The organism is Enterobacter cloacae complex sp., assembly GCF_900322725.1.
Taxonomy (GTDB): domain Bacteria; phylum Pseudomonadota; class Gammaproteobacteria; order Enterobacterales; family Enterobacteriaceae; genus Enterobacter; species Enterobacter quasihormaechei.
This window is the reverse complement of record NZ_LT991957.1, coordinates 1,302,410-1,314,646: the sequence shown is the minus strand read 5'-3', so window position 1 is coordinate 1,314,646 and position 12,237 is coordinate 1,302,410. Positions and strand designations below refer to the sequence as shown.

8 protein-coding genes and 2 pseudogenes are annotated in these 12,237 nt (G+C 50.3%); 8 read left to right on the top strand and 2 right to left on the bottom strand.

Annotated features, from left to right (window positions below):
* Nucleotides 1-140 precede the first annotated feature (140 nt).
* From plsC to DBR02_RS06630, 3 genes and pseudogenes are all read left to right on the top strand, one after another.
* Nucleotides 141-878, top strand: coding sequence for a 1-acylglycerol-3-phosphate O-acyltransferase (gene plsC, locus DBR02_RS06640; protein WP_063451180.1), 738 nt, complete (start codon nucleotides 141-143; stop codon nucleotides 876-878).
* 60 nt (nucleotides 879-938) lie between these two features.
* On the top strand, nucleotides 939-2,351 hold the full coding sequence (gene ftsP / locus DBR02_RS06635; protein WP_063867761.1) for a cell division protein FtsP: 1,413 nt from the start codon (nucleotides 939-941) through the stop codon (nucleotides 2,349-2,351).
* A 151-nt stretch (nucleotides 2,352-2,502) separates the two neighbouring features.
* Nucleotides 2,503-3,678: pseudogene (locus tag DBR02_RS06630) on the top strand (YgiQ family radical SAM protein); the annotation flags it as partial.
* 135 nt (nucleotides 3,679-3,813) lie between these two features.
* On the opposite strand, the gene DBR02_RS06625 reads toward DBR02_RS06630, so the two are convergent.
* Nucleotides 3,814-4,473, bottom strand: coding sequence for a hypothetical protein (locus DBR02_RS06625; protein ID WP_223861955.1), 660 nt, complete (start codon nucleotides 4,471-4,473; stop codon nucleotides 3,814-3,816).
* Between the two features lie 589 nt (nucleotides 4,474-5,062).
* On the opposite strand from DBR02_RS06625, the gene DBR02_RS06620 reads away from it, so the two are divergent.
* The 5 genes and pseudogenes from DBR02_RS06620 to DBR02_RS06600 form a co-directional block, all read left to right on the top strand.
* On the top strand, nucleotides 5,063-6,310 hold the full coding sequence (locus DBR02_RS06620) for a tyrosine-type recombinase/integrase (protein ID WP_007897923.1): 1,248 nt from the start codon (nucleotides 5,063-5,065) through the stop codon (nucleotides 6,308-6,310).
* Nucleotides 6,297-8,063 (top strand): hypothetical protein, encoded by a 1,767-nt coding sequence (locus tag DBR02_RS06615; RefSeq protein ID WP_032607906.1) that lies wholly within the window; start codon nucleotides 6,297-6,299, stop codon nucleotides 8,061-8,063. Before DBR02_RS06620 ends, DBR02_RS06615 begins: the two co-directional genes overlap by 14 nt.
* On the top strand, nucleotides 8,051-10,168 hold the full coding sequence (locus tag DBR02_RS06610; RefSeq protein ID WP_017384059.1) for a hypothetical protein: 2,118 nt from the start codon (nucleotides 8,051-8,053) through the stop codon (nucleotides 10,166-10,168). Before DBR02_RS06615 ends, DBR02_RS06610 begins: the two co-directional genes overlap by 13 nt.
* A gap of 3 nt (nucleotides 10,169-10,171) precedes the next feature.
* Complete coding sequence (locus tag DBR02_RS06605; RefSeq protein WP_017384060.1) at nucleotides 10,172-10,600, top strand: hypothetical protein; 429 nt, start codon at nucleotides 10,172-10,174, stop codon at nucleotides 10,598-10,600.
* A 90-nt stretch (nucleotides 10,601-10,690) separates the two neighbouring features.
* Nucleotides 10,691-11,379 (top strand): annotated as a pseudogene (locus DBR02_RS06600) (IS3 family transposase); the annotation flags it as partial.
* A 546-nt stretch (nucleotides 11,380-11,925) separates the two neighbouring features.
* Here DBR02_RS06600 and DBR02_RS06595 read toward each other — a convergent pair.
* Nucleotides 11,926-12,234 (bottom strand): ArsR/SmtB family transcription factor, encoded by a 309-nt coding sequence (locus tag DBR02_RS06595; protein WP_032415288.1) that lies wholly within the window; start codon nucleotides 12,232-12,234, stop codon nucleotides 11,926-11,928.
* Nucleotides 12,235-12,237: the final 3 nt, after the last annotated feature.

Here is a 12,237-nt window from a genome sequence, read left to right as displayed (position 1 = left end):
GGAGGGGGTATTACCGTAAAATTTCCCGTAAAAACGTTGTTAATTCGTGCGTTGCGATTAACAATACGCGCTCGTAATAAAGTCCTTACCTGGCCACAGGTGAAGTATAATTGTCAGCTGTCAGGGCTTCAGAGGTCGCTATGCTATACATTGTTCGTCTCATTCTTACCGTTATTTACTGCATTCTGGTCTGTATTTTCGGATCGATTTACTGCCTGTTCAGCCCGCGTAACCCAAAGCATGTCGCGACGTTTGGCCACATGTTTGGCCGTCTTGCGCCGCTGTTTGGCCTGAAGGTTGAGAAGCGTCTGCCTGAAGGGGCGGAGAATTTCGGTAACGCCATCTATATCGCTAACCATCAGAACAACTTCGATATGGTGACGGCCTCAAATATTGTTCTTCCGCCGACCGTAACCGTGGGTAAAAAGAGCCTGCTGTGGATCCCGTTTTTCGGCCAGCTGTACTGGCTCACCGGTAACTTGCTGATTGACCGTAACAACCGCGCCAAGGCGCATGGCACCATTGCGGAAGTGGTGGATCAGTTTAAAAAGCGCCGGATCTCAATCTGGATGTTCCCGGAAGGGACGCGCAGCCGCGGTCGCGGCCTGCTGCCGTTCAAGACCGGCGCGTTTCATGCTGCAATTGCGGCAGGTGTTCCAATTATTCCCGTGTGTGTTTCCAATACATCGAATAAGATTAATCTTAACCGTCTGAATAACGGACTGGTGATTGTCGAAATGCTGCCGCCGGTGGATACCTCCAAATACGGTAAAGACCAGGTGCGCGAGCTGGCCACGCACTGTCGTGAGCTGATGGCTCAGCATATTGCGCAGCTCGATAAAGAAGTTGCAGAGCGAGAAGCCGCCGGTAAGATTTAATCGGCGTCGTTTAAGGGAAAACGAATTCCCGCGTTGTTAGTCGTTTCAGATGGAGCTTATATGTCACTCAGTCGGCGTCAGTTTATTCAGGCTTCGGGTATCGCCCTTTGTGCGGGTGCGATGCCGCGGACAGCCAGCGCCGCCGGGCAGCAACAGCCGCTGCCCATTCCGCCGTTGATTGAATCCCGTCGCGGGCAACCGCTATTCCTCACGCTTCAGCGTAGCCACTGGTCTTTTACCCAGGGAACGCGCGCGCAGGTATGGGGCATTAATGGACGCTACCTTGGGCCGACCATTCGCGTGTGGAATGGCGATGACGTTAAGCTCATCTACAGTAACCGGACGACTGAAAATGTCGCGATGACCGTCAGTGGATTGCAGGTGCCGGGGCCGCTGATTGGCGGCGCGGCGCGCATGATGTCGCCGAATGCCGACTGGGCGCCCGTGCTCCCGATTCGTCAGAGCGCGGCGACACTCTGGTATCACGCCAATACCCCAAACCGCACCGCCCAGCAGGTCTACAACGGCCTGGCCGGGATGTGGCTGATTGAGGATGAGGTCAGTAAAACGCTGCCGATCCCAAATCACTACGGCGTGGACGATTTCCCGGTCATCATCCAGGACAAGCGCCTGGATAACTTTGGCACGCCGGAGTACAGCGAGCCGGGCAGCGGTGGCTTTGTGGGCGATACGCTGCTGGTTAACGGCGCGCAAAGCCCGTTTGTGGAAGTGTCACGTGGCTGGGTGCGCCTGCGTCTGCTGAACGCCTCCAACTCGCGCCGTTACCAGTTGCAGATGAGCGACGGCCGTGCGCTGCATGTTATTTCAGGCGATCAGGGATTATTACCCGCACCGGTATCGGTGAAACAGCTGGCGCTGGCGCCGGGCGAACGTCGTGAAATCCTCGTTGATATGACCAACGGGGATGAAGTGTCCGTGACCTGCGGCGAAGCGGCAAGCATTGTTGACCGCATACGCGGGTTCTTTGAGCCGTCGAGCGTTCTGGTCTCCACGCTGGTGCTGACGCTGCGCCCGACCGGCCTGCTGCCGCTGGTGACCGACAGCCTGCCGATGCGCCTGCTGCCGCAGGAAATCGTGACCGGGCCGGCAGTGCGCAGTCGCGATATCAGCCTGGGCGATGACCCGGGCATCAACGGCGCGCTGTGGGACGTTAACCGCATTGATATCACCGCCCAGCAGGGAACCTGGGAGCGCTGGACCGTTCGCTCGGAGATGCCGCAGTCGTTCCATATTGAAGGGGTGTCGTTCCTGATCCGCAACGTCAACGGGGCGATGCCGTTCCCGGAAGACAGAGGCTGGAAAGATACCGTCTGGGTGGATGGACAGGTAGAACTGCTGGTCTACTATGGTCAACCGTCGTGGCCGCACTTCCCGTTCCTGTTCCACAGCCAGACGCTGGAGATGATGGACAGGGGCTCGGTAGGGCAGATGCTGGTCAATCCGGCGCCGTAAAACGTGTCGGGTGGCGGCTTCGCCTTACCCGACCTACAGGCGCGCAGGCCCGGTAAGCGTAGCGCTACCGGGCAATAAATACCCCTTCATTTCCCACAATGTTCCAGCGTATAATCCCGCTCCTTTTGTCTATTTTTTCTTCGGAAGCATTATGAGCGCTATTTCCCTGATCCAGCCGGATCGCGACCTCTTCTCCTGGCCCCAGTACTGGGCGGCCTGCTTTGGACCGGCGCCGTTTCTGCCGATGTCCCGGGAAGAGATGGATCAACTGGGCTGGGACAGCTGCGATATCATTCTGGTGACGGGTGATGCGTATGTCGATCACCCGAGCTTCGGCATGGCGATCTGTGGCCGTATGCTTGAAGCCCAGGGCTTCCGCGTAGGGATCATCTCCCAGCCTGACTGGAACAGCAAAGACGACTTCATGCGTCTGGGCAAGCCAAACCTGTTCTTCGGCGTGACCGCGGGCAACATGGACTCGATGATCAACCGCTATACCGCTGATCGTAAGCTGCGCCATGACGATGCTTATACGGCAGACAACGTGGCGGGTAAACGTCCTGATCGCGCGACCCTCGTTTACACCCAGCGATGCAAAGAAGCATGGAAAGACGTGCCGGTGATCCTGGGCGGCATCGAGGCGAGCCTGCGCCGTACCGCGCACTACGACTACTGGTCTGACACCGTGCGCCGCTCGGTGCTGGTGGATTCGAAAGCCGATATGCTGATCTTCGGTAACGGTGAGCGTCCGCTGGTGGAAGTGGCGCACCGTCTGGCGCAGGGCGAAGCGGTCAGCGAGATCCGCGACGTGCGCAACACCGCGATCATGGTGAAAGAGGCGCTGCCGGGCTGGAGCGGGGTGGATTCCCGCATTATCGATATGCCGGGCAAAATCGACCCTATCCCACATCCGTACGGTGACGATCTGCCGTGCGCGGATAACAAACCGGTTGAACCGAAGAAAGCGGAAGCAAAGGCCGTGGTGGTGCAGCCGCCGCGTCCGAAGCCGTGGGAGAAGACCTACGTGCTGCTGCCGTCTTACGAGAAGGTGAAAAGCGATAAGGTGCTCTACGCCCACGCGTCGCGTATTCTGCACCACGAAACCAACCCGGGCTGCGCCCGAGCGCTGATGCAAAAGCACGGTGAGCGCTATATCTGGGTTAACCCGCCGGCGATCCCGCTTTCTACCGAAGAGATGGACAGCGTCTTTGCCCTGCCGTACAAGCGCGTGCCGCATCCGTCATACGGCAACAGTCGTATTCCGGCGTACGAGATGATCCGCTTCTCGGTCAATATCATGCGCGGCTGCTTTGGCGGGTGCTCCTTTACTCTTGTTTTTATGTATTTAGAGTTAAACTCTACTTTTCTATTTTTAGAATTCAAGCTATTCATCGTAATTGAGAGATATCCTTTTAATGTTCAGCAAGCCTGTTAAAAGCACTTTATCTGAACCGCGTTTTGCCTAAATCCTGCTCAATATATACTCTCCCTGAGTTCTGAAATCCTCAAATTCCCCAATCTTAAAGCATTGATACATAGATGATGTCAGATAATGCGCAATCATCTCACCGCCAATATGGATCCGTTCCGGGTGTGAGTATGTCGCCTGTATAGCCCTTTGTTCATTCATCATTACAGGAATTGTCTGCAACAAATCCCCATCCAGGATTTGGCACTCAGGTTTTACTCCTGTTCCGTATTGTAATTGCTCTGATTCGAAATCATGGACTGAGCGATAGGCGAACGAAACGATATTTCCTGTTTCCTCGCAAATTGCGAACTGATAAACACTGGTTGTCACCGTTGAAGAAGAGGGAATTGCATGGTCATGCTTGTATTGTTTCCACAGCCTCCTTAGACAGGCCGATGTATGATAATTGAGATTTTGTATACCTGATACGACCATTCTGGTTGATGCTTCAAGCAACCAGGTGTTAGAAAATCCACCTGCCCCCGTACCTGCTATGATGGTTCTTAGCTGGGGGATGTAACCTGCTTTGGAAACAAAAGATAACGGCTCCCCATTATCGGTGACGGCAAGGGTATCTGTTACAATCAGTGCTTGTGCTTCGTCTGTATAAAATATCAGTGATGACATATTTTCCTCATCCAGAAAAGACATTACATGAATCACAGAACAGGTCACTACAACCACGTGAAAGGGAGTCAGACCATTTTCCAGAGGTAAATATATTCTTGTGTTTGGACGCGTTGCGGTTCTCTGTAAAAAATATATAGCACAAACAAAAGTCCCCGCAGGGATAAATATAGTTATATGCGCTTTTTCTGCTGGCTTTTACAATTGAAAGTGACAGGTAAACGAAATGTGTTACAGGTTTCTTTTGCTTTTCGTTGGGTTCTGTATATGCGAATTTACCCTGTGTGTTATTTTTGCAATGGACTCAGGCTGTATTCAATCAATTAAGGTTTACTTCTGGCATTAAGATGTATCCGTTGCCTGTTTTTTAAGGGCACGGTTTGTGCCGGGAAATGAAAATCACATCTTAAGTTCTTCACTCAAAGGATTTGTGATGTTTATCACGTATGGTCCGGGTAACGTGTTGAGGTCAATGTATTGCATCGTGATGGTGTCGTTACATCTTTTACTTTCCTCCTGATTTGCATATTCACTCCCGGCAACCTGGTTGTTTGTTTTTTCTTCTTCCGGATTTATAGTGTAGGCATGAGGTGGCGTTTCAGGGCGACAGACTGTGAGGATAATCACTAACATTCATGCGCGTTATGGGCGTGTCAGCAAACTGGATGCAACAGAGCCGAAACTGAAATTTGAACCCGGATTTCTGTATGCTGAAATACCTTATATTAGCGGCATCCAGAATCGAAAACTGAGCCGATATGTACACTTTTATCTTATGGATAAAGCTATCCTGCAGGCCAGGGATTTAAAGCCTTTAGCCCGGGCATTTTTACGCTGGATAAGGTGGCTGGAGGATAACGGACTTGACCCTTTCACCCCGGGAACGTTGAAATACCAAAGCCCTACATATGGCTTCAGGGAGTATCTTCTGGGGGCCGTAAGGCAGGGGCGCATCGCCTCATCCACCGCGGCGGTGTACATCAGCGTTATCCGACGGTTTTACGTATTTCTGGGCAAGTGTGGTGAGCTGGCTGCCAGCTCATTTTTTACGTTGGTCGAAAAAGTCGTTGACGGGCGACGCAAGGTGATAAGTTCGGATCTTGCCATCAGGATAACCAGCACAACAAAAAGGACAATCAACCCACTGAATGATGCAGAGGTTCATATCCTGGATGAGGCACTGAAATCTGAGTCCGGGTTGTTCAGTTTAATGATTGTGCTGATGAAAAATTGTGGGTTACGGCTGGATGAAATGCTGACCCTGCCGTCGTCACTCTTTACTGAAGAGTACCTTGCCAGTGTCCCTGTATCTGAGTTGACCATCAGGGGGCTTCATATTGGTCCGAGATGCGGAGTTCATACGAAGTTTGGGATGACGCGAGAACTCTTCATCACCAGACGATTGTACGAGCAGGTTCTGGATTATCTGGCGGATGAGGAGTATGAAAAGAAGATCCAAAAATGGCGTGCACGACAGGGTGGGGAAGGGCGGCACGAGCCTTTATTTTTAATGGCAAACGGGAAACGGATGTCTGAAAAAGCCTTTTACTCCCGCTGGTACAGTTTTCGCCATCGCCTGGCCCGGTCTGCTCCGGGAAATGTGTTCAGACATAAACCCCATGATTTGCGGGCAACGTTTGCGACCCATTTTTTACGCTCGGCACTGAGTTGCTATCCCGATCAGGCCGCAAATGCGCTGGGTACAGTAAAATACTGGATGGGCCATAAAAGCGAAAATACGACGATGAAATACATCGTCTTTCTTCAGCAAAACCAGATTTCTGATGCAGTCGCCGGGGTCATGGACGCATTGATTGACGGTGCTGCAGGTCGCGATGGAGCCATATATGAGCCGGAGTGAAACGCAGATAACGTGGATGGCCGAAAATGTGCTGTCATGGGAGACGGTCAGCGGACACATCACTCAGCGGGATCTGAACCGATATTATTTACTTGACGTTTATCTTCAGGCTCATTTTTCAGATTATGTGTTGCTCCCCGGATGGTTTAGTGAACATTCGCATCTTGCCCGCCCTGAAAAACGCGATTTTATTGCCTCTCTGAAACGATTTCTTCTGTCTTACCGTCCCGCCGGAAGGTTAACCATTTTCCGTTATCTCAATATGTTTTTTATATGGCAGTCAGTCAATCAGTATGACTATGGCACGGCTGAAGGCGTTGAAATGTATATTAAACATCTCATGAACGATATTCGTCGGCGAAAAATTTCAGTCAGGATGGCAAGACACTACTTGTCCGTGGTCAACCGGTTTTTGCTTACGGGCGGGCAGATTCAGAGGCGGTATGAATATGAATTCTTACCGAAAGGAACGTATCAGCAGCAGGGAAGGGATAGCTATACCAGGAATGAACTTTCCGAGATCCTGAGGCAGTTGTCATCCATGAATGAGTTCCTTGCGGGATGTATCCGGGAGCATATCGCTAAATCGGAAAAAGGGGTGCGGCATTTCTCACCGTCTTTGCTGGCACCTGTTTATGAAGCGTATTTCCGGTATCCGGGAGAGAACGGGGTCAGCAGGGCAGAGATCATCATCAGGGACGTTCTGGAAAATTACTTTCTTACTTCTTTTTTTCTGTTCTGTTACCACACATGGGGAAACACCTCTCAGGTTCTGGGTCTGACGCGGGATGATATACATCTGGATGAAAAGGGTATCAGCACTGATTATGTTTATAAGGGGAGAGCGAATAAGTATATACGTCTGACGATAGGTAAATCGGAGTATGTGACCAAACGTGCGGGCTATTACTGGTTTCTGTCTTTTATCAGGCTCAGGGACGACATCGTTAACTATCTGGTTTCCGCAGATAACTTCCCTCCGGTACAGGCGCTGTTTCTGAGTGAGCCGCAGGTGAAATTCCGTAAGCTTTATTCTCTTAATCCCAGTCATCTGACTAAATTTTCTAACTCTGAGGGGGCGTGGGCCACGATGCGGCAGCTTAATCCCTCGCTTCCATCAATTACCGTTTCTGGCTTGCGCAAAACGTCTGAGCAGTATACGGACAGAACATTAAAGAATGGTCTGATTACGGCGGAAAAAGCACAGCATAACTGGGGCACTTACAGGCGGAATTATGCTGCAGGTAACCCACAGGGGGCGAAGGAAAACTTCAGTGCTGCACTTGATACGCTTATGAATCAGGGGATTGCGACACGTGCGTTATCCGAGCGGGTAAAAGTTGCTGATGAGCTGGGGATCGATCTGCGTGGAAGCGATGAGGGTGTGGATCTTTTATTGAATGGCCTGGGATGTCGATCGCAGGAGCCGCCTACAGATATTGAATTGCGCTTTATAAAAAAGCAAAAACGATTTGGCCGGACACCAAAGGCTTGTGCGGATTTTTCTCATTGTGTCGAATGTTCAAAAAGTTGCGTTGTGGAAACGCTGGAGTCTGTATGGCTCCTGCTGTCATTCAGGCATGCTATCGAGTATGGAAAACCGTTGTACATCGGTTCGGTCAATGCTGTGGAGCGTTATGAAACGTTACTCCTGAAGATTGATTTACGGCTTGGGCTGGTAGATGAGGCGATCCTGAAAAAAGCGCGCGTTAAACTTCAGCGAGAAGGTGTGGCTCCGGTATGGCAGATTTGAAGAAAAAAGAGGTAAGCCGTAGTCGAATGGCGGAGTTTCCTGCCGGAACGCCGCTTCGTTCAGGGGATGAGTTTCCGACTGAGGATATCATCTGTGAGGCACTAGAAAACAAAAGCTTTGAACGTCTGAATAACTGCCTGGTTATCGCCAGCTCAGATGAACATGATATGCGTTTTATCAATGAGGAGACGCTGAATATTTATTTCAGGGATGATGTCTGGACCAATCGCTATGTCAGAACCCATATTGGTGAAACGTTAAGAACCGTTAATTTTTCAGGCATACGGGATCCTGAACTGCGTCTTGAAGCCAAAATCATCTCAGCCAGCCTGCTCTGGATTGTCGGCAGGACCGCGAAGACGCAGTCCCTGATCCGGAAATGTGCAAACATTGTGGCGGGAGCCCGTATTATTGAGTCTATGGGGTATCGCAGTCTGTTTCAGCTTCGTTTTCCGCTTGTCCGGAATGCTTTCATTGTAAAGATGAAGGAGGAGGATGAGCACGGCAGGAAGCGTTCTGAAAGAACATTACGTAATTACTTTATGGACCTGGCGGATATCTCGCTGACAGGTCATACCCGTCTTCGAAAATACGGTTACTTTCCTGATATTAGCTTCGACAGTTACAACAGTGTGGATGATTCAAACCAGACATATTGTATGCCTTTCAGTCTTATGATGTCTGTCTGGGAAGGGCTGATTACTGAACTGGATGCTGAAATCAGTGATTTCGATTTTGACGGGTTTTCCCGGCTGTGCGCTATCATAAACGGTTTTTATGATTCGCCTTACTATACGTCGATGCTGGAAGCCCGTAAAAGAGGGACAGCAAAAAGCATACCGGATTACCGGGCCGCGTATTACTACAATATTGTTGCCGGGGAAATTCGGGCGCTTTTCGCGACACTTGGCCCCGGGATGCAGGGCTGGTTCTCGGTACATAAAAATAAGCGCTGGAGATCTGATTTTATTGGCGTTGATCACATAAAGCTGAACACCTGGCATTTTGAGCTGACGTTAAAAGTCATGAATGTGATACAGGCCATGTCGGGGATGAGACACAGCGAAGTGCTTGGCGTGATGCACGGTTCACTGATTTATGATGGTGATATCCTGGGACTTCGTTCGGTGTTGCATAAGTTCGCCCCGGAAGGTGGAAGTCACGAAGACTGGGTTGTTTGTCGCTATGTGGAAAAGCCTTTTCAGCATTTACGCAGAATTAATCAAATCATGACAGGCCTGGACGGGAAGACGCTGGACAATGTTCCATTGTCTTTAAATATCAGGTCGTGGTTCTCGGAGCAAAAACTCTCTTTTATGGGGACGCAGCGCCAGACTGAGTGGGCAAAGAAATTTGTGAAAAGACACCATCTGTTCATCCGACGTGACCATATTGATGAGTTCAGGCTTTTAAATCCAAACATACGTGATGATGAACGCGTTGCGATGGAGATTCGGGAGGGGGCTTTCTGGCCATTGCGAACCCATCAGTTTCGCCGTTCACTTGCTGTACACCTCAGGCGTCTTGATCTGATTTCTACTAATGATCTTATCCGGCAGTTTAAGCACTTAATCAGAGGCATGACGGAGTGGTATATGTCCGGTGCACTCAACGCTTCGCATTTTAGCCGGGCGATCCCTCAGGCATTCGCTGCCGAGATTGAGAGGGTTGATACCGAACTCTCAGCTTCCAGGGCTGTTTCTTATCAGCATGAAGGCCTGCTTTATGGCGAAGGCGGGAAGTTACTGATGTCCCAGAGAGGTGGGCACTTACATCAGATGACGTTTCCTACACTGAAAAAAGCGATGAGCATGGCTAAACGAGGCGGGCAAAAACTGGTATCTCTTGGAAACGGTTTTTATTGCATGAATGGCCATGACTGCGAGTTTAAGGCGGTTGTTCAGTCAGCGTCCTGCAATCCGGGATGTGAGAACATGCTGGCCGGAGCTGATTCTGTTCCCGTGTGGAAACGCAGGATGGCTCATTATGACAACCTTCTGGAGATTGCCGTGCGAAATAATGCTCCTCAGGCTGACAGGGATTTTCTGATGCTTGAGAGAGATTTTTATGCAGATGCTGTCCGTTTTTTTGAAAAGGATGAATAGAGCATGACGAACGAACAGTCGGGGGTTAAAAAAACACAGGCAAGAGCAGAGCAGGCCCTGAGGGAACTGATGTTATCAGGGGAGCGTATCAGCCAGTATGCTGTGGAAAAACGAGCGGGGCTGGCAAACGGCACCCTGAATTATAACTGTCCTGAGTACAGGCAGGTCAGGGAGGCTATCCGCAGTCTGAAAAAAACGTGCCAGGGCACCGCGCCGGTTGATGAGCAGGGCATTGAGCAGCAGATCAAGCTGAAAGAAAAGTATCGCCGTCAGAGAAATGAGCTGAGGGAAGAAATCAAAAAGATGATGGCTGAAAATGTAGAGCTGTTACATAACCTTATACTTTTACAGCAGTATGTCAGGGAGCTTGAACGCAACACCGGGAGGGAGAAAGGGGACGTCATTCCGTTCTCGGGTGGTGTCAGGGACTGAGGCTATACTGAACGGAAGGACGCGAGGTGAATCGCCACAGGTTTAACAGACACCTCAGAGTCATTTAAGATGACTTAAAGAGAGGTGCCCATGAGCGGTAAGCGTTATCCTGAAGAGTTTAAAATTGAAGCAGTCAAACAGGTTGTTGATCGCGGTTATTCTGTTGCCAGCGTTGCAACGCGTCTCGATATCACCACCCACAGCCTTTACGCCTGGATAAAGAACTACGGTCCGGATTCTTCCACTAATAAAGAACAGTCAGATGCTCAGGCCGAGATCCGCCGTCTTCAGAAAGAGCTGAAGCGGGTTACCGACGAACGGGACATATTAAAAAAAGCCGCGGCGTACTTCGCAAAGCTGTCCGACTGAGGTACGCCTTTATTCGTGACAACACCTATTGCTGGCCTGTTCGCCTGCTCTGTCGGGTGCTGGATGAACATCCCAGTGGTTTTTACGCCTGGCTTCAGCAGCCGCATTCACAACGCCATCAGGCAGACCTGAGACTGACAGGACAGATTAAACAGTTCTGGCTGGAATCGGGATGCGTCTATGGTTATCGCAAAATCCATCTGGATCTGCGGGACAGCGGGCAACAGTGCGGAGTGAACAGAGTCTGGCGACTGATGAAACGTGTCGGGATAAAGGCTCAGGTCGGATACCGGAGCCCGAGGGCATGTAAAGGCGAGGCCAGTATCGTGTCGCCCAACAAGCTCCAGCGACAGTTCAATCCGGATGCTCCGGATGAGCGTTGGGTAATCACAGCGTGGTTTCCTCAAACCCTCGCTGTGAATTAACTGAAATACTTCATTGAAGCTGTAACCAAACAGTTAACTGAAAGAATGAGCCCGCAGAGCATTGCACAGCGATGACACCATTTGTTGAGCTTCACCGTTTTCGCATACAACCGTCCGGAATTTGGAAAAGCACTGTCTTTTTGTACTGACCGATCATGATTAAGTGACACCTCTTCGAAAAAGAGAGCGCGATGAGCGATTAATATATGGCTCGAAAGACAATTATGTTGGGCTTTTATGACCGCTGTCAGAGGTATTATCTTACCCGGACGGCAACAGGGTCGGAATGTCATCAGCGGCACTGTAACAAGCTATCCGCCATCTTAAATATCTGCAGGTCCTTGCACCGAGTATGCACACCAACCGACAGAGTGATTTGACCCAAACTGGTGGATATTTTGCAAAACTATTAGCCTCTTATGACCGGTCTGCAGCCTGATATTGAGGAATTAGTGCGCTTTCATGGAATGCCTGCCGGGATCGCAAGTACGAACCCCCGGTACTGTTACACTGAATGTGCTCAGTCCTGTATCAGATTGTATTTTTCAGCAACTCAAGAACAACCCTTATTTTATCATTGTCACGTTTGTAGTACGTCCAGGGACCGATGCGCTGAGAAGTAACAAGTTGTGCCCGTTGAAGAGCTGAGAGGTAAAGAGAAACGGTAGACTGTGAGAGCCCGACCTTTTCCTGAATGATACTGACACACACACCGAACTCGTCCGCATCAGCATAAGGCTGATGGAAGTGTATTTTCGGTTCCTTGAGCATATGCAGAATTTTTCTTCTAACAGGGTTTCCCAGCGCCTTAATCACGTCATTCAAATCAATATCAGGCATAAA